27 protein-coding genes and 2 pseudogenes are annotated in these 24,895 nt (G+C 72.3%); 22 read left to right on the top strand and 7 right to left on the bottom strand.

The genetic code is table 11. The features are described from left to right. Nucleotides 1–93: 93 nt before the first annotated feature. The gene (locus QFZ74_RS07910; protein WP_307620074.1) at nt 94–1,671 is read right to left on the bottom strand and encodes an oxidoreductase; all 1,578 of its coding nucleotides are present in this window, start codon (nt 1,669–1,671) and stop codon (nt 94–96) included. A 230-nt stretch (nt 1,672–1,901) separates the two neighbouring features. Between QFZ74_RS07910 and hisD the strand changes: the two genes are divergently transcribed. The 11 genes from hisD (at nt 1,902) to QFZ74_RS07855 (ending at nt 9,804) form a co-directional block, all read left to right on the top strand. Continuing rightward, nucleotides 1,902–3,245, top strand: a complete 1,344-nt coding sequence (gene hisD / locus QFZ74_RS07905) for a histidinol dehydrogenase (protein ID WP_307620073.1) — start codon at nt 1,902–1,904, stop codon at nt 3,243–3,245. Further along, nucleotides 3,242–4,366, top strand: coding sequence for a histidinol-phosphate transaminase (locus QFZ74_RS07900; protein ID WP_307620072.1), 1,125 nt, complete (start codon nt 3,242–3,244; stop codon nt 4,364–4,366). Before hisD ends, QFZ74_RS07900 begins: the two co-directional genes overlap by 4 nt. Then, complete coding sequence (hisB, locus tag QFZ74_RS07895) at nt 4,363–4,956, top strand: imidazoleglycerol-phosphate dehydratase HisB (protein WP_307620071.1); 594 nt, start codon at nt 4,363–4,365, stop codon at nt 4,954–4,956. The genes QFZ74_RS07900 and hisB overlap by 4 nt, the downstream gene beginning before the upstream one ends. 4 nt (nt 4,957–4,960) lie before the next feature. Further along, nucleotides 4,961–5,125, top strand: a complete 165-nt coding sequence (locus tag QFZ74_RS07890) for a hypothetical protein (RefSeq protein WP_307620070.1) — start codon at nt 4,961–4,963, stop codon at nt 5,123–5,125. Further along, entirely contained in the window at nt 5,116–5,763 is a 648-nt protein-coding gene (hisH, locus tag QFZ74_RS07885) for an imidazole glycerol phosphate synthase subunit HisH (protein ID WP_307620069.1), read from the top strand. The genes QFZ74_RS07890 and hisH overlap by 10 nt, the downstream gene beginning before the upstream one ends. A gap of 3 nt (nt 5,764–5,766) precedes the next feature. Then, nucleotides 5,767–6,492 (top strand): bifunctional 1-(5-phosphoribosyl)-5-((5-phosphoribosylamino)methylideneamino)imidazole-4-carboxamide isomerase/phosphoribosylanthranilate isomerase PriA, encoded by a 726-nt coding sequence (gene priA, locus QFZ74_RS07880; protein ID WP_307620068.1) that lies wholly within the window; start codon nt 5,767–5,769, stop codon nt 6,490–6,492. After that, nucleotides 6,489–6,908, top strand: a complete 420-nt coding sequence (locus QFZ74_RS07875) for a RidA family protein (protein WP_307620067.1) — start codon at nt 6,489–6,491, stop codon at nt 6,906–6,908. Before priA ends, QFZ74_RS07875 begins: the two co-directional genes overlap by 4 nt. Continuing rightward, nucleotides 6,905–7,660 carry an imidazole glycerol phosphate synthase subunit HisF gene (hisF, locus tag QFZ74_RS07870; protein WP_307620066.1) on the top strand — a complete coding sequence of 252 codons (756 nt, stop codon included), beginning with the start codon at nt 6,905–6,907 and terminating at the stop codon, nt 7,658–7,660. The genes QFZ74_RS07875 and hisF overlap by 4 nt, the downstream gene beginning before the upstream one ends. 67 nt (nt 7,661–7,727) lie before the next feature. Next, nucleotides 7,728–7,859, top strand: a complete 132-nt coding sequence (locus tag QFZ74_RS07865) for a hypothetical protein (protein WP_307620065.1) — start codon at nt 7,728–7,730, stop codon at nt 7,857–7,859. A gap of 90 nt (nt 7,860–7,949) precedes the next feature. After that, a complete protein-coding gene (locus QFZ74_RS07860) occupies nt 7,950–8,537 on the top strand; it encodes a transcriptional regulator (protein ID WP_307620064.1) in 588 nt (195 codons plus the stop codon). A 40-nt stretch (nt 8,538–8,577) separates the two neighbouring features. Next, nucleotides 8,578–9,804 (top strand): MFS transporter, encoded by a 1,227-nt coding sequence (locus QFZ74_RS07855; RefSeq protein ID WP_307624074.1) that lies wholly within the window; start codon nt 8,578–8,580, stop codon nt 9,802–9,804. Nucleotides 9,805–10,159: 355 nt separating this feature from the next. On the opposite strand, the gene QFZ74_RS07850 is transcribed toward QFZ74_RS07855, so the two are convergent. Both QFZ74_RS07850 and QFZ74_RS07845 read right to left on the bottom strand, forming a co-directional pair. Beyond that, a complete protein-coding gene (locus QFZ74_RS07850; RefSeq protein WP_307620063.1) occupies nt 10,160–10,558 on the bottom strand; it encodes a VOC family protein in 399 nt (132 codons plus the stop codon). A 10-nt stretch (nt 10,559–10,568) separates the two neighbouring features. Then, the gene (locus QFZ74_RS07845) at nt 10,569–11,204 is read right to left on the bottom strand and encodes a TIGR03085 family metal-binding protein (protein WP_307620062.1); all 636 of its coding nucleotides are present in this window, start codon (nt 11,202–11,204) and stop codon (nt 10,569–10,571) included. An 84-nt stretch (nt 11,205–11,288) separates the two neighbouring features. Here QFZ74_RS07845 and hisI point away from each other — a divergent pair, with 84 nt between their 5' ends. Beyond that, nucleotides 11,289–11,681, top strand: coding sequence for a phosphoribosyl-AMP cyclohydrolase (gene hisI, locus QFZ74_RS07840; protein ID WP_307620061.1), 393 nt, complete (start codon nt 11,289–11,291; stop codon nt 11,679–11,681). Between the two features lie 11 nt (nt 11,682–11,692). Further along, on the top strand, nt 11,693–13,171 hold the full coding sequence (locus QFZ74_RS07835; RefSeq protein ID WP_307620060.1) for an anthranilate synthase component I: 1,479 nt from the start codon (nt 11,693–11,695) through the stop codon (nt 13,169–13,171). Nucleotides 13,172–13,209: 38 nt separating this feature from the next. Here QFZ74_RS07835 and QFZ74_RS07830 read toward each other — a convergent pair whose 3' ends face one another. Further along, complete coding sequence (locus tag QFZ74_RS07830; protein ID WP_373462357.1) at nt 13,210–14,427, bottom strand: peptidase S8; 1,218 nt, start codon at nt 14,425–14,427, stop codon at nt 13,210–13,212. Nucleotides 14,428–14,687: 260 nt separating this feature from the next. On the opposite strand from QFZ74_RS07830, the gene QFZ74_RS07825 reads away from it, so the two are divergent. From QFZ74_RS07825 to lgt, 9 genes and pseudogenes are all read left to right on the top strand, one after another. Next, nucleotides 14,688–15,326 (top strand): TIGR02234 family membrane protein, encoded by a 639-nt coding sequence (locus QFZ74_RS07825; RefSeq protein WP_307620059.1) that lies wholly within the window; start codon nt 14,688–14,690, stop codon nt 15,324–15,326. A gap of 130 nt (nt 15,327–15,456) precedes the next feature. Continuing rightward, nucleotides 15,457–15,711: an HGxxPAAW family protein gene (locus QFZ74_RS07820; protein WP_307620058.1), complete on the top strand. Its 255-nt coding sequence runs from the start codon at nt 15,457–15,459 to the stop codon at nt 15,709–15,711. A gap of 110 nt (nt 15,712–15,821) precedes the next feature. After that, nucleotides 15,822–16,250, top strand: coding sequence for a DUF2752 domain-containing protein (locus QFZ74_RS07815; protein WP_307620057.1), 429 nt, complete (start codon nt 15,822–15,824; stop codon nt 16,248–16,250). A gap of 132 nt (nt 16,251–16,382) precedes the next feature. Next, the gene (gene trpC / locus QFZ74_RS07810; protein ID WP_307620056.1) at nt 16,383–17,192 is read left to right on the top strand and encodes an indole-3-glycerol phosphate synthase TrpC; all 810 of its coding nucleotides are present in this window, start codon (nt 16,383–16,385) and stop codon (nt 17,190–17,192) included. 22 nt (nt 17,193–17,214) lie between these two features. After that, nucleotides 17,215–17,452 (top strand): annotated as a pseudogene (trpM, locus tag QFZ74_RS30400) (tryptophan biosynthesis modulator TrpM). Between the two features lie 110 nt (nt 17,453–17,562). Then, nucleotides 17,563–18,850, top strand: a pseudogene (gene trpB, locus QFZ74_RS07805) (tryptophan synthase subunit beta). Continuing rightward, nucleotides 18,847–19,665 (top strand): tryptophan synthase subunit alpha, encoded by an 819-nt coding sequence (gene trpA, locus QFZ74_RS07800; RefSeq protein ID WP_307620055.1) that lies wholly within the window; start codon nt 18,847–18,849, stop codon nt 19,663–19,665. The pseudogene trpB and the gene trpA overlap by 4 nt, the downstream one beginning before the upstream one ends. Before the next feature lie 88 nt (nt 19,666–19,753). Beyond that, nucleotides 19,754–20,530, top strand: coding sequence for a thioredoxin domain-containing protein (locus tag QFZ74_RS07795; RefSeq protein WP_307620054.1), 777 nt, complete (start codon nt 19,754–19,756; stop codon nt 20,528–20,530). Between the two features lie 119 nt (nt 20,531–20,649). Continuing rightward, complete coding sequence (lgt, locus tag QFZ74_RS07790) at nt 20,650–21,678, top strand: prolipoprotein diacylglyceryl transferase (protein ID WP_307620053.1); 1,029 nt, start codon at nt 20,650–20,652, stop codon at nt 21,676–21,678. A gap of 73 nt (nt 21,679–21,751) precedes the next feature. Here lgt and QFZ74_RS07785 read toward each other — a convergent pair whose 3' ends face one another. The 3 genes from QFZ74_RS07785 to QFZ74_RS07775 are packed head-to-tail and all read right to left on the bottom strand — an operon-like array spanning nt 21,752 to nt 24,851. Next, on the bottom strand, nt 21,752–22,600 hold the full coding sequence (locus tag QFZ74_RS07785; RefSeq protein ID WP_307620052.1) for a CoA ester lyase: 849 nt from the start codon (nt 22,598–22,600) through the stop codon (nt 21,752–21,754). Continuing rightward, nucleotides 22,597–23,490 carry a ribokinase gene (gene rbsK / locus QFZ74_RS07780; RefSeq protein ID WP_307620051.1) on the bottom strand — a complete coding sequence of 298 codons (894 nt, stop codon included), beginning with the start codon at nt 23,488–23,490 and terminating at the stop codon, nt 22,597–22,599. Before rbsK ends, QFZ74_RS07785 begins: the two co-directional genes overlap by 4 nt. After that, entirely contained in the window at nt 23,487–24,851 is a 1,365-nt protein-coding gene (locus QFZ74_RS07775) for an ADP-ribosylglycohydrolase family protein (protein ID WP_307620050.1), read from the bottom strand. The genes rbsK and QFZ74_RS07775 overlap by 4 nt, the downstream gene beginning before the upstream one ends. Nucleotides 24,852–24,895: the final 44 nt, after the last annotated feature.

Raw genomic sequence — 24,895 nt, 5'->3', positions numbered from 1 at the left:
TCTTCAACCATTGTTGCGCACCTGCCATTGCCGAGCCGACGCGCCTGCGCCACGTCGGCTCCGGCCCCGGCCCCGCCACGGACCCCGCCCGTCTCACCCCCGCCGCAGCAGCCGAGTCGCCCCCGCCGCCACCGTTGTCGCCAGGACCCAGCCGAGGAGGATCATCGATGCGGCCAGCCATTGCCAGCCGCCGTGCAGTTGCCACTCGTCCACCTGGCCCAGGTCGATCACGGGCAGCAGCAGATCGAGGGCGAACAGGGACGGGCTCCAGGACGGGTGGCCGCCGCGGTCCATCGGCGCCGGGGTCGTGTGCGTGAAGGCGAGGGTCCCCGCCGCCCACAGCACCGCCATCCACACCGCGGCCCTGCCCGGCCGGTACCCGTAGGCGACCGTCCAGTCCTGCGCGTACCCCCACAGCTTCGCGGCCAGGGGCAGCGTCTCGCGGCGGCGGCGCTGCTTGGCCAGCAGCACCTCGCGCGCGTCCTCGTCCTCGCCGGCGCCGCGCAGCACCCCGGCCAGCCGCTCGTACGGCTCCGGGTGGTACTCGGCGGTCGCCGCCGCCACCCACTCCAGCCGCCGGTCCAGCGGGAACGGCCCGCGCGGGACGAGGCTCTCGTACGCGAAGCCGCCCATCTGCAGGCCGCCCGGTCCCGGCCAGCTGCCCGCCCGGTCCACGAGGGTCACGATCCGCGCCCCCGACAGCACCACCCGCCCGCGCTGCGGCCGGTCCCCGAGGAAGCGCAGCTCGGGCGTCTGCACCCGGCGCAGCGACAGTTCCTGGTCGTCGGTGAGGGTGAGCCGCGCCCGCTCCAGGTCGACCGCGTCCCCGAACCGCCCGTCGTCCAGCCGGATCCCGCCCTGGCACTCGAACCGCTGGATGCGCGTCCCGCGCGCGGGCGTCGCGCCGCTGAGCAGCGGGCTGCCCACCCCGGCCGGGGTCAGGTACAGGCTGCGCTCGACGGTGAGCTGGGGCGCGTTCAGGGCGAACCGCGCGCGCGGGTTGATCAGCCGCGCGCCGCGCAGGCTCAGGGACACGCCGACCTTGGCGCCGCGCAGCCGCAGCTCACCGTGCGACTCCAGCAGCTCCGCCTGAAGGTCCTGGCCGACGCTCACGCCGTCCGCGGAGATCGAGCGGCCACTGCGGTCGTGGTGCACGACCGCCTGGTTGAGCAGCAGGTCGGTGCCGATGTGCGCGTCGGTCAGCCGGATGCCGTACCGGAAGCGGCAGCGCGGCAGGTGCAGATCGCCCTCGGTCTGCACACGCGCCGCCTCCAGGCGCGGCACCGAGCAGTTCACCAGCCGCAGCGTCGTGAAGCGGGCCTCGGGCAGCCGGACCTCCTGGTCGAAGCGGCAGTCGTGCAGTTCCAGGTACGGCGTGACCGTGCCGCCCGCCAGGGCCAGCACGCCGGTGATCCGGACGCCTACCAGCTTCAGGGCGGCCACCCGGCCGGTGAGCGCGGGCGGCCCGTCGAGCAGCAGCCAGGCGACGACCCGGGCGCGCACGCTCCGTCCGGCGCCCCAGGGATGCCCGCTGTGCGGATCGTCGACGCCCCGGTCCCCGCTGCTCAGGTCGTACACGCTGCCGTTGCGGAAGGCCTGCCACATCCCGGCCTCGGTGGCGGTCAGGTCCTCGGGCAGGTCCCCGGTGGAGAGGGCCGCCACTTCGGTCACGGCTCCTCCTTCCTCCTCAGCCCCACGCGGTTCGTCTGTTGCGTGCGGCTCGTACACCGCTGATGCCCGCTGGGTGACACTTCGAACACTGAGCGTGAGGGGAACTTCTGGTTCCGGCCACGCTCTGTAGCAGCGATTGCCTCACGTTCTGTATCAGTCCCCGGTGGGTTCTGTATCAGCCATTGATACGCGCGGACAGTGTTCGACTCCGGTCTGAGAGAATTGGGACCGTGATCTCCCGAATCGATCTGCGCGGCGACGCCCTCCCCGAGGGCCCCGCCCTGCGTGACCTGCTGCCCCGAGCCGACTTCGACGTTGCGGCCGCCCTGGAGAAGGTGCGTCCGATCTGCGAGGCCGTGCATCATCGTGGCGACGCGGCGCTGATCGACTTCGCGGAGAAGTTCGACGGAGTACGGCTGGAATCCGTCCGTGTCCCGGCCCAGGCGCTCACCGACGCGCTCGAAGCCCTCGACCCGGACGTCCGTGCCGCCCTGGAGGAGTCCGTCCGCCGCGCCCGTCTCGTCCACCGCGCACAGCGCCGTACGACCCACACGACCCAGGTCGTGCCCGGCGGCACCGTGACCGAGAAGTGGGTGCCGGTCGAGCGGGTCGGGCTGTACGCGCCCGGCGGCCGCTCCGTCTACCCGTCCTCCGTGATCATGAACGTGGTGCCCGCACAGGAGGCCGGCGTCGAGTCGATCGCCCTTGCCTCGCCCGCCCAGGCCCCCGCTTTTGAAAATGATCCAGCCGGGGGCCTGCCGCACCCGACGATCCTCGCCGCCTGCGCGCTGCTCGGCGTGGACGAGGTGTACGCCGCCGGCGGCGCCACCGCCGTCGCGATGTTCGCGTACGGCACCGAGTCCTGCCCGCCCGCCAACATGGTCACCGGCCCCGGCAACATCTGGGTGGCCGCCGCCAAGCGCTACTTCACCGGCAAGATCGGCATCGACGCCGAGGCCGGCCCCACCGAGATCGCGATCCTCGCGGACTCCACGGCCGACCCCGTGCACGTCGCCGCCGACCTGATCAGCCAGGCCGAGCACGACCCGCTGGCCGCCGCCGTGCTGGTCACCGACTCGGCCGAGCTGGCCGACGCGGTGGAGAAGGAGCTGAAGCCGCAGGTCGCCGCCACCAAGCACATCGACGACCGGATCGTCCCGGCCCTCGGCGGCCGGCAGTCCGCGATCGTCCTCGTGGACGGCGTCGAGGAGGGCCTCAGGGTCGTCGACGCCTACGGCGCCGAGCACCTGGAGATCCAGACCGCCGATGCCGCCGCGGTCGCCGACCGTGTGAAGAACGCGGGCGCGATCTTCATCGGCCCCTGGGCGCCCGTCTCCCTGGGCGACTACGCGGCCGGATCCAACCACGTGCTGCCCACCGGCGGTTGCGCCTGCCACTCCTCCGGTCTGTCCGTGCAGTCCTTCCTGCGCGGCATCCACATCGTCGACTACACCGAGGACGCGCTGGCGGACGTCGCGCACCATGTGGTCACGCTGGCGGAGGCGGAGGACCTGCCCGCGCACGGCGCGGCGGTCAAGGCGAGGTTCGGCTGGAAGGTACCGACGAGCAAGTGACCGGCAACCCCTCTTCGTCCCCCTGGGACGAGCTCCCCATCCGCGACGAGCTTCGCGGCAAGTCCCCCTACGGCGCGCCCCAGTTGGACGTCCCCGTACGGCTGAACACCAACGAGAACCCCTACCCGCTGCCCGGGCCGCTGGTCGAGCGGATCACCGAGCGGGTCCGCGAGGCCGCCCGGAACCTGAACCGCTACCCCGACCGGGACGCGGTCCAACTGCGCACCGAGCTCGCCGCGTACCTGACGCGGACGGGCAAGTACCGGCTCGGCCCGCAGAACGTGTGGGCCGCCAACGGCTCCAACGAGGTCATCCAGCAGCTGCTGCAGACCTTCGGCGGACCCGGACGTACGGCCATCGGCTTCGAGCCGTCGTACTCCATGCACGCGCTGATCGCGCGCGGCACCGGCACCGGCTGGATCTCCGGTCCCCGCGACGAGAACTTCGATATCGACCTCGCGGTGGCCGAGCGGGCGATCGCCGAGCACAGGCCCGACGTCGTCTTCATCACCACCCCCAACAACCCCACGGGCAACGCGGTCCCGCCCGAGACGGTCATCGCGCTGTACGAGGCCGCGCAGGCGGCCAAGCCGTCGATGGTGGTCGTGGACGAGGCCTACATCGAGTTCAGCCACGGCGACTCGCTGCTGCCGCTGCTCGAAGGCCGCCCGCACCTCGTCATCTCCCGCACCATGTCCAAGGCGTTCGGCGCGGCGGGCCTGAGGCTCGGCTACCTCGCCGCCGCCCCGGCGGTCGTGGACGCCGTCCAGCTCGTCCGGCTGCCGTACCACCTGTCGGCGATCACCCAGGCGACCGCGCTGGCCGCCCTGGAGCACACCGACACGCTGCTGAAGTACGTCGAGCAGCTGAAGGAGGAACGGGACCGGCTGGTCGCCGAGCTGCGCGCGATCGGCTACGACGTCACCGCGTCCGACGCGAACTTCGTCCAGTTCGGCCGGTTCGAGAACGCCCACGAGGCCTGGCAGCGGATCCTCGACCGGGGCGTCCTGGTCCGGGACAACGGCGTGCCGGGCTGGCTGCGGGTCACGGCCGGCACCCCCGAAGAGAACGACGCGTTCCTCGACGCGGTCCGCAAGCTGAAGAAGGAGCAGAGCTCATGAGCCGCGTAGGGCGCGTGGAGCGCACCACCAAGGAGACCTCGGTCCTGGTCGAGATCGACCTCGACGGCACCGGGAAGACCGACATCTCCACGGGTGTCGGCTTCTACGACCACATGCTCGACCAGCTCGGCCGGCACGGTCTGTTCGACCTGACCGTCAAGACCGACGGCGATCTGCACATCGACTCCCACCACACCATCGAGGACACCGCCCTCGCGCTCGGCGCCGCCTTCAAGCAGGCGCTCGGCGACAAGGTGGGCATCTACCGCTTCGGCAACTGCACGGTCCCGCTGGACGAGTCCCTCGCCCAGGTCACCGTCGACCTCTCCGGCCGCCCCTACCTCGTGCACACCGAGCCCGAGAAGATGGCGCCGATGATCGGCGAGTACGACACGACGATGACCCGGCACATCCTGGAGTCGTTCGTCGCCCAGGCGCAGATCGCGCTGCACGTGCACGTGCCGTACGGGCGCAACGCCCACCACATCGTGGAGTGCCAGTTCAAGGCACTGGCGCGGGCACTGCGTTACGCCAGCGAGCGCGACCCGCGCGCGGCGGGCATCCTCCCCTCGACGAAGGGCGCGCTGTAACCCCATGAACGGCCTGTCCACCATCCTGATCGTCGTCGGCCTCTTCCTGGCCGGCGGCATCATCTCCTTCGTCAAGCAGGACATGCCGAGGAGCCTCGTCGTCCTGCTCTCCATCGGCGCCGGCATGTGTCTCGTCGCCGGCGTCATGCGTCTGGGGGTGTGGAGTTGAGCGCCACCAAGAAGGTCGTGGTCTTCGACTACGGCTTCGGCAACGTCCGTTCCGCCGAGCGCGCCCTCGCGCGCGTGGGCGCCGATGTCGAGATCACCCGCGACTACGACAAGGCGATGAACGCCGACGGCCTGCTCGTGCCGGGCGTCGGCGCCTTCGCCGCCTGCATGAAGGGCCTGGAGGCCGCCCGCGGCAACTGGATCATCGGCCGCCGGCTGGCCGGCGGGCGCCCGGTCATGGGCATCTGCGTCGGCATGCAGATCATGTTCGCGCGCGGCATCGAGCACGGCGTCGAGACCGAGGGCCTCGACGAGTGGCCCGGCACGGTCGCGCCGCTGGAGGCCGACATCGTGCCGCACATGGGCTGGAACACCGTCGACTGGCCGGCCGGCTCCGACCTGTTCGCCGGCATCGACCCCGACGCGCGCTTCTACTTCGTGCACTCCTACGCCTGCCAGGACTGGACCATGGAGGCGACCCACCCGGCGATGCGGCCGCCCATGGTCGCCTGGTCCACGTACGGCAAGCCCTTCGTGGCCGCCGTCGAGAACGGCGCCCTGTGCGCCACGCAGTTCCACCCCGAGAAGTCCGGCGATGCCGGCGCACAGCTGCTCACCAACTGGATCGGAACCCTGTAGACCATGGCCAAGCTCGAACTCCTCCCCGCCGTCGACGTACGCGACGGCCAGGCCGTCCGCCTCGTGCACGGCGAGTCCGGGACCGAGACCTCCTACGGCTCCCCGCTGGAGGCCGCCCTCGCCTGGCAGCGCTCCGGCGCCGAGTGGCTGCACCTGGTCGACCTGGACGCCGCGTTCGGCACCGGCGACAACCGGGCGCTGATCGCCGAGGTCGCCAAGGCCATGGACATCAAGGTGGAGCTGTCCGGCGGCATCCGCGACGACGACACGCTCGCCGCCGCCCTGGCCACCGGCTGCACTCGCGTCAACCTCGGCACCGCCGCCCTGGAGACCCCTCAGTGGGTCGCCAAGGTCATCGCCGAGCACGGCGACAAGATCGCGGTCGGCCTGGACGTACGCGGCACCACGCTGCGCGGCCGCGGCTGGACCCGCGACGGCGGCGACCTCTACGAGACGCTGGCGCGCCTCGACCAGGAAGGCTGCGCCCGCTACGTCGTCACCGACATCGCCAAGGACGGCACGCTCCAGGGCCCGAACCTCGAGCTGCTGCGGAACGTCTGCGCGGCGACGGACCGCCCGGTCGTGGCCTCCGGCGGCGTCTCGTCGCTCGACGACCTGCGCGCCATCGCCGACCTGGTGCCGCTCGGCGTCGAGGGCGCCATCGTCGGCAAGGCCCTGTACGCCAAGGCGTTCACCCTGGAAGAGGCCCTGGAGGCTGTGTCGTCGTGACACCCGATGCCCCCGTACGGCGCGTGCAGAGCGGCAGTCCCTGGGAGGACGCCATCGGCTTCGCGCGCGCCGTCGCGGCGGGCGACCGGGTGCTGGTGGCCGGTACGTCGTCCTTCCGCGGCCAGGTGCTGTACGGCGAGGGCGACCCGTACGAACAGGCCAAGGTCGCCTTCACCAGCGCGCTGGAGGCGCTCGGCGAGTTCGGGCTCGGCATCGAGTCCGTGATCCGTACGAGGATGTACCTGACGCACACGCGGGACGTCGACGAGGCGGCCCGCGCCCACAAGGAACTGTTCGACGCGGTGCGCCCGGTGGCGACCCTCCTGGTGGTGGAGGGCTTCGTCGACCCGCGCATCCTGGTCGAAGTCGAACTAGAAGCATTCACCGGGACAGTAAGAGGAGCCGTGGAGTCATGACCCTGGCGGTCCGAGTCATCCCCTGCCTGGACGTGGACAACGGCCGGGTCGTCAAGGGCGTCAACTTCCAGAACCTGCGCGACGCGGGCGACCCCGTCGAGATGGCCAAGGTGTACGACGCCGAGGGCGCCGACGAGCTGACGTTCCTGGACATCACCGCGTCCTCGGGCGACCGCGAGACGACGTACGACGTGGTGCGCCGCACCGCCGAGCAGGTGTTCATCCCGCTGACGGTCGGCGGCGGCGTCCGCACGGCCGACGACGTCGACAAGCTGCTGCGGGCGGGCGCCGACAAGGTGGGCGTCAACACCGCCGCGATCGCGCGCCCGGACCTGATCCGCGAGATCGCGGAGCGCTTCGGCCGTCAGGTCCTGGTGCTGTCGGTGGACGCGCGCCGGACCCCGTCCGGGGGCTTCGAGGTGACGACCCACGGCGGCCGCCGCGGCACCGGCATCGACGCGGTGGAGTGGGCGCACCGGGCGGCGGAGCTGGGTGCCGGCGAGATCCTGCTCAACTCCATGGACGCGGACGGCACCAAGGACGGCTACGACCTCCAGATGCTCGCCGCCGTCCGTAAGCACGTCCGGGTCCCGGTCATCGCCTCGGGCGGCGCCGGCAAGCTCGCCGACTTCCCGCCGGCGGTCGAGGCGGGCGCGGACGCGGTCCTCGCCGCCTCGGTCTTCCACTTCGGCGACCTGCGGATCGGCGAGGTGAAGGAGACGTTGCGGGAGGCGGGGCATCCCGTTCGTTAGTTCGGGGGGTCGCTCTTGGTGGGGAACGCGGTGGCGGCACTGCGGTCCGCGTTCCTAGGCTGCGCAGATGCCTGTCATCACGATCGACTTCACCGAGGAAGAGCTGGCCGAGCTGTGCGCGGAGGCCGAGGAGTGGGACATTCCGGTTGAGCGGCTGGCGCATGATGCCTTGATCGAGGGGCTTGCGCGGCCGCGGTAGCGCAACTGTGTGCGCGTCACCCCAGGAAGCGAAAGAAAGGTTGCGCAATATTAATTGCGCAACCTTTCTTTCGCTTCTAGAGTGCGGGGCATGGCAGGCAAGGAGAACCGGCGGATCACCGACGTGGGGACGCTGAAGGCGCTCGCGCATCCGCTGCGGGCGAACCTGTACCGGCTGCTGTGCGTCGAGCGGGTCGCCACGGCGTCCCAGCTCGCCGAGCACGTGGACGAGGCCGTGTCCCTGGTCAGTTACCACCTGCGCAAGCTCGCCGAGCACGGGCTCATCGAGGAGGCGCGGGCGCAAAGCGGTGACGGACGCGAGCGGTGGTGGCAGCCCGCGTCCGACGGGCTGAGCATCCAGGACAAGGACTTCCGCGGTGAGCCGGGCAAGGCCGCCGCCCATCTGGCGGCCACCCGGCTCTTCCACGACCAGCGTGCCGACCTGTACCGCCGCTATCTCGACGAGCGCGCCACCTGGGGCCCCGAGTGGAACTCCTCCGCCCCGGACAGCGAGTCCCTGCTGCGCCTGACGCCCACAGAACTGGGCGAGCTGCGCGAGGAGTTGGTCGCGCTGGCCAGGAAGTACGAGGAGAAGGGCCGGGCCGCCGAAGCCGCCGGCGACACCGAAGGGCGCGAGAACGTCGCGCTGCACGTGTACGGGTTCCCGTTCCGTGTCTGAGAGGAATGCCGTGACCGACACGCTCATACCGTCCGCTGCCATGGGCACGGACCGCCCGGCCCATCGCGACCCCAACGTCCTGCGCTGGCTCGGTGCCTACACGGCCTCGATGGTCGGGGACAACGTGTACTACATCGCACTGTCCTGGGCCGCCGTGCAGACCGGGACGGCCGCGCAGGCCGGGATCGTGATGTCGGTCAGCGCGCTGCCGCGGGCCGTGCTGATGCTGGGCGGGGGAGTGATCGCCGACCGGCTGGGGCCGCGCCGGGTCGTCATAGGGAGCGACGCGGTGCGCTGCGCGGCCGCCCTCGCGGTGGCCGCGCTGCTGTTCCTCACGCGTCCGGGACTGTGGCCGTTGGCTGTACTGGCCCTCGTCTTCGGCACCGTCGACGCCGTGTTCATGCCCGCCGTCGGCGCCCTCCCCGCCCGGATCACCGGCAAGGGACAGCTCGCCCGGGTCCAGGGCATGCGCGGGCTCGCGATCCGCGGCGCGAGCGTCGCCGGAGCCCCGCTGGGCGGACTCGGCGTCGCGCTCGGCGGCGCGGCGACGGCCTTCGCCCTGGCCGGGCTGCTCATCGCGGTGTCGGTACCGCTGCTGGTCTCGGTCCGGGTGCGTGAACTGCCCGCCGACGACACCGGGGGCGCGGCGAAGAGGGCGACCCCTTGGCGGGACCTCCGGGAGGGGCTGACCTACATCCGCCGGCACCGCGTCCTCGCCCCGCTGATGCTGGCCATCGCCCTCGGCGACCTCGGCTTCGTCGGTCCGCTCAACGTCGGCCTGACCCTGCTCGCCGAGCAGCGCGGCTGGGGTGCTCCCGGCATGGGCTGGGTGCTCGCCGGCTTCGGCGTCGGCGCGGGCGCCGCCTCGCTGCTGCTGGCCGTCCGGGGGCGGCTGCCGCGCGCCGGACTGGTCGCCGCCTGCGCGATCCTCGGTGGCTGCGTCGCGATCGGCGCGCTGGCCTACGTCCCGAACCTGGTCGGTGCCGTCGGGGTGGCCGTGCTCATCGGACTGCTCGCCGGACTCAGCGGCGCCATGTGCGGCGCCCTGCTCCAGACCCAGGGCGAACCCGCGTACCTGGGCCGCGTCACTTCCGTCGCCAGCGTCGTCAGCCTAGGCATCGCCCCGCTGAGCATGCCCTTCGCCGCCGGCGCCATCGGCGCCTGGGGCTGCGGCCCGGTGTTCGTCGCCAGCGCGGCGACCTGCGGCCTCGGCGGCGTCGTCGCGCTGTGCGTACCGGGGTTGCGCCGGGCCGAGCTGCCTCGCTGAGGCGGGCGGGGGCTCGATTTTCGTGGGGCGGGGTGGGCGCCTGGGGGTCGAGTCGGTGCCGGCAGTGTTGCCGCTCTCAGGCTGCTTCCGGCTCACGGGGTGAGGCTGTCGACGGCGTCATGCGACGCCCGGCAGTCGGGCATGGCGTCGGGGCTCTACCCGGGCCTGCCGCCGCGTTGACGGGGCGTGGCGCCTGGGGCGGGGTCGAGTCGGTGTCGGGCCGCCTCCGGCTCACGGGGTGAGGCCGTCGACCGCGGCGTCACGCGTGGCCGGGTCCGGGGACCGCCACGCGGGCGTCGTGCACGGCGGCCGGGGCTCCACGGGGACGCTGTCGCGCCGGCGTCCGAGAGACCCGTCAGTCCTTCGGCTGCGCCAGTTGGACCAGGTTGCCGACCGTGTCGTCCAGGACCGCGGCGATCACCGGGCCCTGTTCCTGGGGTTCGTGGGTGAAGTGGACGCCCCGGGTGCGCAGGCGTGCGTACTCCGCCCGGATGTCGTCCACCGCGAAGACGATGCAGGGGATGCCGGCCTCGTACAGCGCGCGGCGGTACGGCTCCGCGATGGGGCCCTCGCCCGGTTCCAGCAGGAGCTGGAGGTCCTGCTGGGTGCCGCCGGGGGCGCCCACCGTGACGAACAGGGTGCCGCCGCCCAGGTCCAGGTAGGTGCGGGTCTCGAAGCCGAGGACGTCCGTGTAGAAGGTGTGCGCCGTCGGGACGTCGTCGACGTACACATGGGTCATCGCGACCTTGATCATGGGACGCCCCTCAGAAGCCCAGCTGCTTCGACTCGGTCAGCTCGGCGATGGCGTCCGGGTCTCCCTCCAGGGCGACGTGCGCCGCGTTCTGCCGGCCGTACACGAACAGCAGCAGCTCCGACGGCTCGCCGGTGACCGTGACGACCGGCGTGCCGCGGTGGGCGACCGTCGTCCGGCCGTCGGGGCGGCGCAGCACCAGCCCGGTGGGGGCGCGGCGTCCCACCAGGCGGGAGGAGCGTTCCAGCTGGGACCACAGCGCGTCCTGGAAGACGGGGTCCAGCTCGCGCGGACTCCAGCCCTCCTGGGCGCGGCGCACGTCCTCCGCGTGGACGAAGAACTCGACCGTGTTCGCCGCCTCGTCCAGCTGCTTGAGCTGGAAGGGCGAGAACCGCGGCGGACCGGTGCGGATCAGCCGGAGCAGCTCCTCGTACGGCCTGGCCGCGTACTCCTCCGTCACCGTGCCCAGCCGGGACGCGAGCTGCTTGATCATGGCACCCGCGGCGGCGTCCGGGCGGCGCTCGCGCACTACCACGTGCGCGGCGAGATCACGGGCCTGCCAGCCCTCGCAGAGGGTCGGCGCGTCCGGACCGGCGGTTTCCAAGAGGTCGGCGAGCAGAAGCCGTTCACGCTTGGCGAAGGTCGACATGACGTCAGCCTACGGCCACGCACCGCGTCCGCGCAGGGGACACGGTTTTCGGGAGTGCCGGTGCCGCGCGGCACAATGGCACCCATGACCAGCACGCCGCCTCCCAGCAGCCTCGACCCCGAGATCGCCGCGCGCCTCAAGCGCGGCGCCGACGGGCTCGTCCCCGCCATCGCCCAGCAGTACGACACCGGAGAGGTGCTGATGCTCGGCTGGATGGACGACGAGGCACTGCATCGCACGCTGACCACCGGCCGCTGCACCTACTGGTCGCGCAGCCGCCGGGAGTACTGGGTGAAGGGCGACACCTCCGGCCACTTCCAGTGGGTCAAGTCCGTCGCCCTCGACTGCGACGCCGACACGCTGCTGGTCAAGGTCGACCAGGTGGGCGCCGCCTGCCACACCGGCGCGGGCACCTGCTTCGACGATGACGTCCTGCTCGCCCCCGACGCGGACCGCTCGTCCGCCCCGGCTCAGTAAGGTCGGCCGCCATGGATCTCGAGACGTTCCGCAAGCTCGCCACCGACCGCCGCGTCATCCCGGTCACCCGCAAGCTCCTCGCCGACGGCGACACCCCGGTCGCGCTCTACCGCAAGCTGGCCGCCGAGCGCCCCGGCACCTTCCTCCTGGAGTCCGCGGAGAACGGCCGTTCGTGGTCCCGCTACTCCTTCGTCGGCGTCCGCTCCGCCGCGACGCTCACGGAGAAGGACGGCCGGACCCACTGGCTCGGCACCCCGCCGGTCGGCGTCCCCACCGGCGGCGACCCGCTGGCCGCCCTGCGCGCCACCATCGAGGCGCTGCACACCCCGCACCAGGAGGGCCTGCCGCCCTTCACCGGCGGCATGGTCGGCTACCTCGGCTACGACATCGTCCGCCGCCTGGAGAAGATCGGCCCCGGCGAGCGCGACGACCTGAAGCTGCCCGAGCTGACCATGCTGCTCACCAGCGACCTGGCCGTCATGGACCACTGGGAGGGCTCGGTCCTGCTGATCGCCAACGCGATCAACCACAACGACCTCGACACCGGCGTCGACGAGGCGTACGCCGACGCCGTCGCCCGGCTCGACGCGATGGAGGCGGACCTCTCCCGCCCGGTGGCCCAGCCCCCGGCCGTCCTGCCGCCCTCCGAACTGCCCGAGTACACCGCGCTGTGGGGCGGCCCCGACTTCCAGGAGGCCGTCGAGGACGTCAAGGAGCGCATCCGCGCGGGCGAGGCCTTCCAGGTCGTCCCCTCGCAGCGCTTCGAAACCCCGTGCACCGCAAGCGCGTTGGACGTGTACCGGGTCCTCAGGGCCACCAACCCCTCGCCGTACATGTACCTGTTCCGCTTCGACGGATTCGACGTCGTCGGATCGTCCCCCGAGGCCCTCGTCAAGGTCGAGGACGGGCGGGCCATGGTGCACCCCATCGCCGGCACCCGGCACCGCGGCACCACCCCACAGGAGGACCAGGCGCTCGCCGACGAGCTGCTCGCCGACCCCAAGGAGCGCGCCGAGCACCTCATGCTCGTCGACCTCGGCCGCAACGACCTGGGCCGGGTCTGCGAGCCCGGCTCGGTCGAGGTCGTCGACTTCATGTCCGTCGAGCGCTACTCGCACGTCATGCACATCGTCTCGACCGTCACCGGCAAGGTCGCCGACGGGCGTACGGCCTTCGACGTGCTGACGGCCTGCTTCCCCGCCGGCACCCTCTCGGGCGCGCCCAAGCCCCGCGCGATGCAGATCATCGACGAACTGGAGCCGTCCCGGCGCGGGTTGTACGGCGGCTGCGTCGGCTATCTGGACTTCGCCGGCGACTCCGACACCGCCATCGCCATCCGCACCGCCCTGCTGCGCGACGGCACGGCGTACGTGCAGGCCGGAGCGGGCATCGTCGCCGACTCCGACCCGGTCGCGGAGGACAACGAGTGCCGCAACAAGGCGGCCGCGGTCCTGCGGGCGGTGAATACGGCCAACCGGCTGAACCCGTAGGGGTTCAGCCGGAGGCAGTGCGTCGGCCCCAGCCGGACTCAGCCGGTGAAGGCCGCCGTGCCGTTCGGCACGCCGAGGCCGGTCGGACCGTCGTACCCGGCGGTGCCGGTGCACAGGTACGAGCCGCCGCAGCTGCCGTTGGAGCCGCTGGTCACGTCGTACAGCGCCGAGGTGTGCGCGTACGGGAACGAGGCCGGGTACGAGCCCGCGGACGGGGCGCCCGCCAGCGCGTAGGTGGCCGCGATCAGCGGGGCCGAGGCGCTGGTGCCGCCGAAGACCATCCAGCCGGTGGCGGTCCGGTAGGAGTCGTACACCGCCACGCCGGTGTTGGGGTCGGCGACCGCGGAGACGTCGGCGACGGTGCGCTTGGCGCAGCCGCCGTCGGTCTGCCACGTCGGCTTGGCGTCGTAGCCGGAGCAGCCCGAGCCGGCGCCGTTCCACACCGTGTCGGTCCAGCCGCGCGCGGTGGACGACGTGTTCAGGGACGTACCGCCCACCGCCGTCACGTACTTGGACGCGGCCGGGTACTCCACGCCGTAGCCGTTGTCACCGGAGCTGACGGTGATGGCGACGCCCGGGTGGTTGAAGTACGAGGAGTCGTACGTCGCGTCGCTGGAGGACTCGCCGCCGCCGTAGCTGTTGGAGACGAACTTGGCGCCCTTGTTCACCGCGGTGTTCACGGCCGTGCCGAGGTTGGTCATGGTCGGCGTGGTCGCCTCGACCAGCAGGATCTTGCAGTTGGGGCAGGCCGCGCTGACCATGTCGAGGTCGAGGGAGATCTCCTCGGCCCAGCCGGAGTCGCCGCGCGGGTAGCTGGTGCCGCCGTTCTGGTCGACCTTCTGGAAGCAGCCGTTGGCGGTGGTGCAGGCGGGCAGACCGTACTGCGAACGGTAGACCGCGAGGTCGGCCTCCGCGTTCGGGTCGTCGTACGCGTCGACGATGGCCACGGTCTGGCCCGAACCGCCCGTGGCGGACGGCAGGTTGTACGCCGTCTGGAGCGAGGTGGGGCCGTAGCCGGCGGGCGCGGCGGCGGCGGTGAGATCGCTCTCGGCGCGCGCGGACTTCGGAGTCCCCGCGGTGACCTTGAGCGCGTTGCAGGCCATGACGTCCTTCTGCGTCGGCGCCGCACACGAGCGGGCGGTCGTGACGCCGTGGGCCGGCGAAGCGGTGGTCGCCGCCTGTCCGACGGGTGCCGTCAGGGCCAGGGCTGCCGTGGCGAGCGATGCCACGACGCTGAACGAAGCGGTTCTGCGCAACGTACTTCCTCCGGAAGTGGGGGTGAACCAGGGGGCATGCGGGTGCGTTGTGCGGGCCTGACGCAGGGAGCGCGGCAGGACCGGCGCAGAACCTATGAGTGTCGGGAACACGTCAACAAGACGGACGCTTGAAGCCGGGACGACCCTTTGCCGTGCGTGGCCGATTCATGTGGCGATCATGAGATGTTCATGATCGAAGAGTGGTCCGACCATGGGTTGACGAGCCCCCGGGCGGAGAGCCGGTCCCCGAGCAGGCGATAGTGGAGTACGTGACTGCCGTTCCCCACCCCCGTTCCGAAACCGCCGGACCCGCGCGAACCGGCCGCCGCAGCCTCGCCCTGGCGCTGCTGTGCGGTGCGCTCGGCGCGGCCGTGACGCTGCTGGCCTCGCGGCAGCTCTGGTCCGAGGGCGCCGCGGCGGTGGCCGGCGGCGCCATCCCGCTCACCGCCAAGGGCAGCGACGTCACCGGCGTCCCCGCTGCCCTCGCCGTCGTGGGCCTCGCCGCGCTCGTCGCCGTCTTCGCCGTGCGCCGGCTCGGCCGCGTCCTGGTCGCCGCGCTCCTCACGCTCTCCGGCGCCGGTACGGTCGCCGCCGCCCTGGTCGGCGCCTCCGACAGCGCCGCGCTCGACGAGAAGGCCGCCGAGGCCACCGGCGACACCTCCGCCACGGTGACCGCGCTCACCCACACCGGCTGGCCCTACGTCGCGGCCGTCGGCGGTGCGCTGCTCCTGATCGCCGGGCTGATCGCCCTGCGCCACGGCCGTACCTGGCCCGCGATGTCCGGCCGCTACGAGCGCGGCACGGCCGAGCCGCGCCGCCCCGCCAAGGCCGTCGACCCGGACCGGCCCGAGGACCTCTGGAAGGCACTGGACCGGGGCGAGGACCCGACGGGGGCGTAAGCGGCACAGGGGCCCCGCCGAAGAACGACCCCCGCTCATCTCGCGCGTGCGTGGTACGGGACAATGGAGCGTGAGCTTCCGGCTCACCCCCCACGAACAGAGCAATGACCAGCGCAATGAGGAGCAAGCAATGGCGGGCAGCAGCCACGGACACACCCCGGCCGCCTGGACCGGTGTCACCATCGCCTTCATCGGTTTCTGCGTCTCGGGCGCGTTCATGGTGATGGCCCAGCCGCTGGGCTTCTGGGCCGGAATGGTGATCGTGGTGCTCGGCGGTGTCGTCGGCGCCGTCATGCGCTCCATGGGCCTGGGCCAGCCGAAGGACAGCCACCAGGCGCAGCCCCGCCCGTCAGTGACGCCCGAGCCGGTCGGCGTCGAGGGCTGAGCTTCGCAGGACCTCAGGTGAGGGGCGGTCCCGGCGCTCGACGAGCAGCCGGGACCGCCCCTTTCGTGCGCCCGCGACACGCGCACCGGGCGACACGCGCACCGGGCACAATGACGGGCGTGAACGCCGACACCCTGACCGCGGCCCCCTGGAAGCGGCTCGCCGCCCCGGCCGGTGTCCTCGCGGCCGTCGCCGCCGCCTTCGCGTACGTCGGCGCGGTGGACCCGAACGAGCCCGGCCACTACCCGGTGTGCCCCCTGCTCCGCCTCACCGGCCTGTACTGCCCCGGCTGCGGCGGCCTGCGCAGCGCGCACGCCTTCGTCCACGGAGACATCGCCGCGGCCCTCCAGGACAACGCCCTCGCCGTCGCCGGCTACGCCGCCTTCGCCGTGCTGTGGACCGTCTGGGCGGTGCGCGCGGCCCGCGGCCGACCCCTGCGCGTCGAACTCGGGCCCGTGCGCCTGTGGAGCCTGGGGGCGCTCCTGCTGATCTTCACGGTTGTCCGGAACCTGCCCTTCGGTGGCTGGTTGCATCCTTGATCAAAAGGTGGGCGTCCAGGTATTGGGACCACCGTCAACCGGATGCGAGGCCAGCGCCTTCCTCCGGATACCATCGCAGTGACCACGGGCTTCCCGCCCACTTGAACCACCGTCCGGAAGGGGGCCCCTCGCGTGAGTGTGCTCGACGAGATCATCGACGGAGTCCGTGCCGACCTCGCGGAACGGCAGGCGCGCGTCAGCCTCGACGAGCTCAAGGAGCGCGCGGCGAAGGCTCCTGCCGCCAAGGACGGCGTGGCCGCCCTGCGCGGCGAAGGCGTCAAGGTGATCTGCGAGGTCAAGCGCTCCAGCCCGTCCAAGGGCGCGCTGGCCGCCATCGCCGACCCGGCCCGGCTCGCCGCCGACTACGAGGCGGGCGGCGCGGCCGTCATCTCCGTGCTGACCGAGCAGCGCCGCTTCGGCGGCTCGCTCGCCGACCTGGAGGCCGTCCGCGCCCGCGTCGACATCCCGGTCCTGCGCAAGGACTTCATCGTCACGTCGTACCAGCTGTGGGAGGCCCGCGCGTACGGCGCCGACCTCGCGCTGCTGATCGTCGCGGCCCTGGATCAGCCCGCCCTGGAGTCCCTCATCGAGCGCGCCGAGTCCATCGGCCTCACTCCGCTCGTCGAGGTGCACGACGAGGACGAGGTCGAGCGTGCCGTGGCCGCCGGCGCCAAGGTGATCGGCATCAACGCGCGCAACCTCAAGACGCTGGAGGTCGACCGTACGACCTTCGAGCGGGTGGCGCCGGAGGTCCCCGAGGGCATCGTCCGGGTCGCCGAGTCCGGCGTGCGCGGCCCACACGACCTGATCGCGTACGCCAACGCGGGCGCCGACGCCGTCCTGGTCGGCGAGTCCCTCGTCACCGGCCGCGACCCGAAGACCGCCGTAGCCGACCTCGTGGCCGCGGGCGAGCACCCCGCACTCCGCCACGGCCGGGACTGACCTGCCGGTAGGCTTGGCCCCGATGACCACCCCTGACACCCCGGCGACCCGGGACCCGTATGCCCGCCTTGCGCGCGGCTGCCGGCCCCGGGGCTGCCGCGCGCCCGCACGGCGCGTGCACGGGCGACGGGTGCGTTACGTCATCGGTGACGAACCTGGGCAGGTAAACGGACGTCGATGGCAGCGCGCCCCATAGGGGCGCGGGACTCTGTTCGAATATGCGACTCCGCCGCGATGGGGGTCCCTCCCTGCTCGAATGAAGTTGAGAGCTTGGGGGAGCGACCAGCCACATCCGGCCCGCGGCCAACGGACAACCCCTGCCCCCACGGCGATTAGTGTCTTTTCCACGCACTCACCGTGAGGTACCGGCATGCCCAGCGAACACTTCTTCTTCCCCGACCCGGAGGGTCAAGTCCCCAGCGCCGAAGGCTACTTCGGCGCATACGGCGGCAAGTTTCATCCCGGAGGCCCTCGTCGCCGCCGTGGACGAGGTCGCCGTCGAGTACGACAAGGCCAAGCACGACCCCGAGTTCACCCGAGAGCTCAACGACCTGCTGGTCAACTACACGGGCCGCCCGTCGGCGCTCACCGAGGTACCCCGTTTCGCCGCGGAAGCGGGCGGCGCCCGGGTGTTCCTCAAGCGCGAGGACCTCAACCACACCGGCTCGCACAAGATCAACAACGTGCTCGGCCAGGCCCTGCTCACCAAGCGCATGGGCAAGACCCGCGTCATCGCGGAGACCGGCGCCGGCCAGCACGGCGTCGCCACCGCCACCGCCTGCGCGCTGTTCGGCCTCGACTGCACCATCTACATGGGCGAGATCGACACCCAGCGCCAGGCCCTCAACGTGGCCCGCATGCGCATGCTGGGCGCCGAGGTCGTCGCCGTGAAGTCCGGCAGCCGCACCCTGAAGGACGCCATCAACGAGGCGTTCCGGGACTGGGTCGCCAACGTCGACCACACCCACTACCTCTTCGGCACCGTCGCAGGCCCCCACCCCTTCCCGGCCATGGTCCGCGACTTCCACCGCGTGATCGGCGTCGAGGCGCGCCGCCAGATCCTGGAGCGCGCGGGCCGGCTGCCCGACGCCGCCATCGCCTGCGTCGGCGGCGGCTCCAACGCCATCGGCCTCTTCCACGCCTTCATCCCCGACGCGGACGTCCGCCTGATCGGCTGCGAGCCCGCGGGCCACGGCGTCGAGACCGGCGAGCACGCGGCCACGCTCACCGCCGGCGAGCCCGGCATCCTGCACGGCTCCCGCTCCTACGTCCTGCAGGACGAGGAGGGCCAGATCACCGAGCCGTACTCCATCTCGGCCGGTCTGGACTACCCGGGCATCGGCCCCGAGCACTCCTACCTCAAGGACAGCGGCCGCGGCGAGTACCGCGCGGTCACCGACGACGCCGCCATGCAGGCACTGCGCCTGCTGTCGCGCACCGAGGGCATCATCCCGGCCATCGAGAGCGCCCACGCGCTCGCCGGTGCCCTGGAGGTCGGCAAGGAGCTGGGCCCGGACGGCCTGATCATCGTCAACCTCTCCGGCCGCGGCGACAAGGACATGGACACCGCCGCCCGCTACTTCGGCCTGTACGACACCGACGCCACGGTGGCCGCCGACGCGGCCGACACCGCCGAGATCGAGGGAGACGCCAAGTGAGCGGCAACGTCCAGCTGTTGAACGACACCCTCGCGGGTGCCAGGGCGGAGGGCCGCTCCGCCCTCGTCGCCTACCTCCCGGCCGGCTTCCCGACCGTGGACGGCGGCATCGAGGCGATCAAGGCCGCCTTCGACGGCGGCGCCGACATCGTCGAGGTCGGCCTGCCGCACAGCGACCCGGTGCTCGACGGCCCGGTCATCCAGACCGCCGACGACATCGCCCTGCGCGGCGGGGTGAAGATCGCCGACGTCATGCGCACGGTCCGCGAGGCCTACGAGGCCACCGGCAAGCCGGTCCTGATCATGACGTACTGGAACCCCATCGACCGCTACGGCGTCGAGCGGTTCACCGCCGAGCTGGCCGAGGCGGGCGGCGCGGGCTGCATCCTGCCCGATCTGCCGGTCCAGGAGTCGGCCCTGTGGCGCGAGCACGCCGAGAAGCACGGCCTCGGCACGGTCTTCGTCGTCGCCCCCAGCAGCCAGGAGCAGCGGCTCGCCGAGATCACCGCGGCAGGCAGCGGCTTCGTGTACGCCGCCTCGCTGATGGGCGTCACCGGTACCCGCGAGTCGGTCGGCACGCAGGCCAAGGACCTGGTGCGGCGCACCCGGGCCGCCCGCGCCGACCTGCCCGTCTGCGTCGGCCTCGGCGTCTCCAACCGCGCCCAGGCCGCCGAGGTCGCCGGCTTCGCCGACGGCGTGATCGTCGGCTCGGCCTTCGTCAAGCTGATGCTGGACGCGCCCGACGAGGCCGCCGGGCTCGAAGCCGTCCGCGAACTCGCCGGTGACCTGGCCAAGGGCGTGCGCGGACAGGCGTAACGGAGCGGTGATTTCTGCCGGGGTCCCTCGTACGGGTGGACCTGGGACCGGGGAGGCGCGTTGCGCCTCCCCGGTTCGTTCTGGGGGTGTGAGCGAGAAGAACCGTGACGGAAAGCGCACCGCCCGGGAGCGGATGGCGGTCGAGCGTGAGAAGCAGAAGGCCGCCGAGAAGCGACGACGCGCGTTGATCGTGGGCGCGAGCGTCGTCTGTGTGCTCGGCCTGGCCGCCGTGATCGGCGTGATCGCCGCGAACGCCGGCAAGAACAAGAGCGGCGACTCCGCGGGCCCGGTCGTCGCGCCCTCCGGCGCGCAGGGCAAGGACAGTCTCGCGATCCCGGTCGGCAAGGACGGCGCCAAGTCGACGCTCACCGTCTGGGAGGACTTCCGCTGCCCGGCCTGCCAGGCCTTCGAGACGAGCTACCGGCCGACGCTCCACGAGCTGACCGACTCCGGCAAGCTCCGGATCGACTACCACGTGGTCACGCTCATCGACGGCAACCTCGGCGGCACCGGCTCGCTGCACGCGGCCAACGCGGCGGCCTGCGCCCAGGACGCCGGGAAGTTCCGCGACTACCACGACGTGCTCTATGCGAACCAGCCCAAGGAGACGGACGACGCCTTCGCCGGCAACGACAAGCTGATCGAGCTCGCGGGCAAGGTCGAGGGTCTGGACACCCCGGCGTTCCGCGCCTGCGTCAAGGACGGCAAGCACAACAACTGGGTCGTGAAGTCCGACAAGGCCTTCCAGGCCGGCGGCTACAGCGGCACCCCGACCGTCCTGCTGAACGGCAAGAACATCTACCAGGACCAGACCATGACCCCGGCGAAGCTGAAGCAGATGGTGGAGGACGCGGCGAAGGGCTGAGCCCGGCGGGCGGCGCCCCGGGTGGGTCTCGCGCAGGGCGCCGCCTCACGCCCTGTTATGGACCCGTAGCCGGACCGCACACCGCGCGCCCCGCCCGGCACGGTAGCGTCGACCTTGCCATGGAACTTGCCTACATTCCCAGCCCGTCGCGCGGGGTCTGGAACCTCGGTCCGATCCCGCTGCGTGCCTACGCGTTCTGCATCATCATCGGCGTCTTCGTCGCCGTCTGGCTCGGCAACAAGCGCTGGGTCGCCCGCGGTGGCCGGCCCGGTACGGTGGCCGACATCGCGATCTGGGCCGTTCCCTTCGGCCTGGTCGGCGGCAGGCTCTACCACGTGATCACGGACTACCAGCTGTACTTCAGCGAGGGCCGTGACTGGGTGAACGCCTTCAAGGTGTGGGAGGGCGGCCTCGGCATCTGGGGCGCCATCGCACTCGGCGCCGTCGGGGCCTGGATCGGCTGCCGCCGCCGGGGCATCCCGCTGCCCGCCTACGCCGATGCCATCGCCCCCGGCATCGCCTTCGCACAGGCCATCGGCCGCTGGGGCAACTGGTTCAACCAGGAGCTGTACGGCCGCGAGACCCATGTCCCGTGGGCCCTGCACATCACCTCCTCCACGGGCGGCCGGGTGCCCGGCTACTACCACCCGACCTTCCTGTACGAGTCCCTGTGGTGTGTCGGTGTGGGCCTGCTCGTGATCTGGGCCGACCGCCGCTTCAACCTCGGCCACGGCCGGGCCTTCGCCCTGTACGTCGCCGCGTACTGCGTGGGCCGCGGCTGGATCGAGTACATGCGCGTCGACGAGGCCCACCACATCCTGGGCCTGCGCCTCAACGACTGGACCGCGCTGATCGTCTTCCTGCTCGCGGTGGGGTACATCTTCGTGTCGTCGAAGCGTCGGCCGGGCCGCGAGTCCGTGGTGGAGCCGGGCGCCTCCGACGACGCGGACCAGGACGACGACTCCGAGGTGCCGCCGGACGCCAGGGCGGAGAAGTCCGCCCCCGAGGCGGAGGCGGAGGCGGTGCCCGAGGAGGACGACGCAAAGTCCGAGGCCGAGTCCACCTCGGAACCTTCCGAAGACTCCGAAGCCTCTGTAAAGAAGCCTGAGAAGAAGGACGAAGCCACGTCGGCGGGGAAGAAGAGCTGACCTTCCTCCGTACGACGGACTCCGTACGACCGCCCGAGGGCGCCCGGATCGATCCGGGCGCCCTCGGCGTTTCTCAGGCCCGGCGGCCCAGGGCCAGCGTGCGCTGGGCCGCCGCCACGACCGCCGCGTCGATGAAGCGGCCGTCCGGAAGCGCCTGGGCGCCCTGCTCCGTCGTCGCCGCCTTCACGATCGTCTCGGCCTCCTCCAGCTCCGCCTCCGTGGGCAGATACGCCCGCTCGATGACCGGGAGCTGGCGGGGGTGGATGGCGGCGCGGCCCAGGAAGCCCAGGCGGCGACCGTGGGCGCAGGAGGCGGCGAGGCCGTCCAGGTCACGGACGTCGGTGTGCACCGACTGGTAGGGCGGGACGAGCCCGGCCGCCCGCGCGGCGACGACGATCCGGGAGCGGGACCACACCAGGCCCTCGTCGTCGCGTACGCCCAGATCGGCGCGCAGGTCCGCCTCTCCGAGCGTGATGCCCTTCAGGGACGGGTGGGCGGAGGCGATCGCGTAGGCGTGCTCGATGCCCAGGGCCGTTTCGAGGAGGGCGTACAGCGGGAGCCCGGTCCGCTCCGCGGCGCGCACCACCTCGCCCGCGGACGCGACCTTCGGCAGCAGCAGCCCGGCGACGCCCGGGAGCGCGGCGACCGCTCGCAGGTCCGCCGCCGCCCAGGGGGTCTCGGCGGAGTTGATCCGCACGTGCACCGCCACCGACTGCGGCTCGGAGAGCAGCTCGGCGGTGGCGTCGCGGGCGTAGTCCTTGCGGTCGGGGGCGACCGCGTCCTCCAGGTCGACCAGCACCACGTCCGCGCCCGAGGCCAGTGCCTTGGGCACCACGTGGGGCCGGTCGCCGGGGACGTAGAGCCAGGTGAGCGGATGGACGGCGGCCGTGTCCGCGCCGTGCGGGCGGGAGGTGTCGCTCATGCGGTGTACTGCGTCTCGATCTCGGGCCGGTACGGCATCGACGCCGAGGCGCCTTCCCGTTGCACCGACAGCGCCGCCGCGGCGGCCGCCCAGGTCAGCGCCTCCCGGATGGGGCGCTCCTCGGCGAGCGCCACCGCGAGGGTGCCGGCGAAGGTGTCGCCCGCGCCGGTCGAGTCCACGGCGGTCACCTGCGGCGCGGGGACCATGAGCGGTTCGGCGTCCCGCGTCACGTACAGACAGCCGGACGCGCCCAGGGTGACGACCACCTCCGGCACCAGGTCGAGCAGCGCGACCGCCGCGTCGTACGGGTCGGCGCGGCCGGTGAGGGCTGCCGCCTCGTGCTCGTTGGGCACCAACAGGTCGGCGGCTTCGAGGAGTTCGGGCGGCAGCGGCTGGGCGGGCGCCGGGGTGAGGACCGTACGGACGCCGTGGCGGCGGGCCGCCTGCGCGCCGGCGAGGACACCGGCGAGCGGGATCTCCAGCTGGAGCAGCAGGGCGTCCGCGGAGGCGATCACGCCCTCGTCGCCGGGGCTGAGGTGGTCGACGGTGCCGTTCGCGCCGGGGATGACGACGATCGCGTTGCCGCCCTCGTCGTCCACGACGATGTGCGCGGTGCCGGACTGACCCTCGACCGTGCGCAGGAAGTCGGTGTCGACACCGGAGTGTTCGAGCGTCTCGCGCAGCCGCATGCCGGAGCCGTCGGTGCCGACCGCGCCGATCATCGAGACCGTGGCGCCCGCACGGGCCGCGGCGATCGCCTGGTTGGCGCCCTTGCCGCCGGGGATCGTACGGAACTCCCGTCCGGTCACGGTCTCTCCGCGCTGCGGGGCCTTCTCGACGTACGCGACGAGGTCCATGTTGATGCTGCCGAGGACGGCGATATGGGTCATGGGCGGGTCGTCTCCAGGTGGGTGAGATGGGCCAGGGTGTCGAAGCCGGTGCCGTCGAAGTCGGCCACGGAGGTGGCCAGCCGGTTCTTCAGCGGAGCCGTCCAGCGCTCGGGGAGGGCGGCGGGGGTCCCGGCGAGCAGGCCCGCGACGCTCCCGGCTGTCGCGCCGGTGGAATCCGTGTCCCAGCCGCCGGACACGGCACGGCAGACGGAGCCGGTGAAGTCGCCGTCGGCGTGGGTGAGGGCGGCGGCGATCAGGGCGGTGTTGGGAATGGCATGGGCCCGGTGGTGGTCGGCGGAGTGGACGGCGTGCAGTTCGTCCACCACATCCTCGAACTTCTCGTGCGTCAAGGCCAGTTCGACGGCATGGTCGACTGCCCGGGCGAGCCGGGAGCCGGGCGGGACCACCGAGCGCCCGGTGCGCAGACAGGCGTGGACGTCCTGGGTGCCGGTGGCCGCCGCGGCGATGGTGGCCGCGGTGAACATCGCCGCGTAGACGCCGTTGGCGGTGTGGGTGAGGACGGCGTCGCGGTGGGCCTGTTCCGCGGCGGCCGCGGGGTCGCCCGGGTTGGTCCAGCCGTGCACGTCGGCGCGGGTCAGCGCGCCGGTCCACTCGCGGAACGGGTTGCGGTGGCGGGCGGTGTGCGGGGGCTCGATGCCGACGAGGAGGTTGCGGTAGGCGAGGCGCTCGGCGGTGGACGTCCGTCCGGCCGGGAGCTCGTCGAGCCACAGCCGGGCCACGTCGGTGGTGGTGAAGGCCCGGCCGTGGCGTTGCAGCAGAAGCAGGTTGAGGAGCGGGTAGTCGAGGTCGTCGTCCTCGGGCATGCCGTCGATGTTCTCGGCCAGGGAGGTCGCGGCCGAGCGGCGGTTCCACGGGTGCTCGTCCAGCAGTTCCTCGGGGACGCCGCGTGCCGTGAACCAGGTGTTCAGCGGCCAGTTGCCGGTGGCGCGGGCGAGCCTGCGGATGGCGTCGAGGGGGAGTGTCCCGACGGGCTTGCCGAGCAGACAGCCCGCCGCCCGCCCGAGCCAGGCCGCCTCGAAGCCTCGATGGCCGGGGGAGGGGGCCCGCCCGGACGCCTGCGGCCAGTCCGGGCAGAGCCGCCTGATCCGCGCCAGGTCGGTCGGCTCCTGCTCGCTCAACCGGCTGGGCAGATCGGCCAGTTCGTCCAGCAGGTCCTCGGCGAGCAGCCGCAGATAGCGCGACGCCGGCTGCGTCGACGCGCCCCCGGGCGGCGCTTCCTCGCTGCCGCCGGCCGCCCGCCACCGGGCCGCGATCACCTTGGGCTCGCGGCCGTCCTGCCGTGCCTGTCGCAACTCGTGGCGCACCAGGTCCTCCGGCTGCACCCAGGTCACGCGGAGCATCGGGGACCTCCGGCGCCAGGCGTCGCCGTTCCACGGGCCGGCGA

Origin of the sequence: Streptomyces sp. V3I7 (assembly GCF_030817495.1) — a bacterium.
In the GTDB taxonomy this organism is placed as follows: Bacteria; Actinomycetota; Actinomycetes; order Streptomycetales; family Streptomycetaceae; genus Streptomyces.
Note: the sequence above shows the minus strand (reverse complement) of the source record. Positions and strands in the feature narration are given on the sequence as shown.

What these genes read in the sequence shown, in the direction of transcription:
- QFZ74_RS07845 (WP_307620062.1), bottom strand. Translation starts at nt 11,204, where the DNA reads ATGTCGACCTTCGCCAAGCGTGAACGGCTTCTGCTCGCCGACCTCTTG.
- QFZ74_RS07890 (WP_307620070.1), top strand. Translation starts at nt 4,961, where the DNA reads ATGAACGGCCTGTCCACCATCCTGATCGTCGTCGGCCTCTTCCTGGCC.
- QFZ74_RS07860 (WP_307620064.1), top strand. Translation starts at nt 7,950, where the DNA reads ATGGCAGGCAAGGAGAACCGGCGGATCACCGACGTGGGGACGCTGAAG.
- priA (WP_307620068.1), top strand. Translation starts at nt 5,767, where the DNA reads ATGGCCAAGCTCGAACTCCTCCCCGCCGTCGACGTACGCGACGGCCAG.
- rbsK (WP_307620051.1), bottom strand. Translation starts at nt 23,490, where the DNA reads ATGACCCATATCGCCGTCCTCGGCAGCATCAACATGGACCTCGTCGCG.
- QFZ74_RS07865 (WP_307620065.1), top strand. Translation starts at nt 7,728, where the DNA reads ATGCCTGTCATCACGATCGACTTCACCGAGGAAGAGCTGGCCGAGCTG.
- QFZ74_RS07785 (WP_307620052.1), bottom strand. Translation starts at nt 22,600, where the DNA reads ATGAGCGACACCTCCCGCCCGCACGGCGCGGACACGGCCGCCGTCCAT.
- QFZ74_RS07855 (WP_307624074.1), top strand. Translation starts at nt 8,578, where the DNA reads ATGGGCACGGACCGCCCGGCCCATCGCGACCCCAACGTCCTGCGCTGG.
- lgt (WP_307620053.1), top strand. Translation starts at nt 20,650, where the DNA reads ATGGAACTTGCCTACATTCCCAGCCCGTCGCGCGGGGTCTGGAACCTC.
- QFZ74_RS07775 (WP_307620050.1), bottom strand. Translation starts at nt 24,851, where the DNA reads ATGCTCCGCGTGACCTGGGTGCAGCCGGAGGACCTGGTGCGCCACGAG.
- hisF (WP_307620066.1), top strand. Translation starts at nt 6,905, where the DNA reads ATGACCCTGGCGGTCCGAGTCATCCCCTGCCTGGACGTGGACAACGGC.
- hisI (WP_307620061.1), top strand. Translation starts at nt 11,289, where the DNA reads ATGACCAGCACGCCGCCTCCCAGCAGCCTCGACCCCGAGATCGCCGCG.
- QFZ74_RS07850 (WP_307620063.1), bottom strand. Translation starts at nt 10,558, where the DNA reads ATGATCAAGGTCGCGATGACCCATGTGTACGTCGACGACGTCCCGACG.
- QFZ74_RS07815 (WP_307620057.1), top strand. Translation starts at nt 15,822, where the DNA reads ATGACGGGCGTGAACGCCGACACCCTGACCGCGGCCCCCTGGAAGCGG.
- QFZ74_RS07835 (WP_307620060.1), top strand. Translation starts at nt 11,693, where the DNA reads ATGGATCTCGAGACGTTCCGCAAGCTCGCCACCGACCGCCGCGTCATC.
- hisB (WP_307620071.1), top strand. Translation starts at nt 4,363, where the DNA reads ATGAGCCGCGTAGGGCGCGTGGAGCGCACCACCAAGGAGACCTCGGTC.
- QFZ74_RS07820 (WP_307620058.1), top strand. Translation starts at nt 15,457, where the DNA reads ATGGCGGGCAGCAGCCACGGACACACCCCGGCCGCCTGGACCGGTGTC.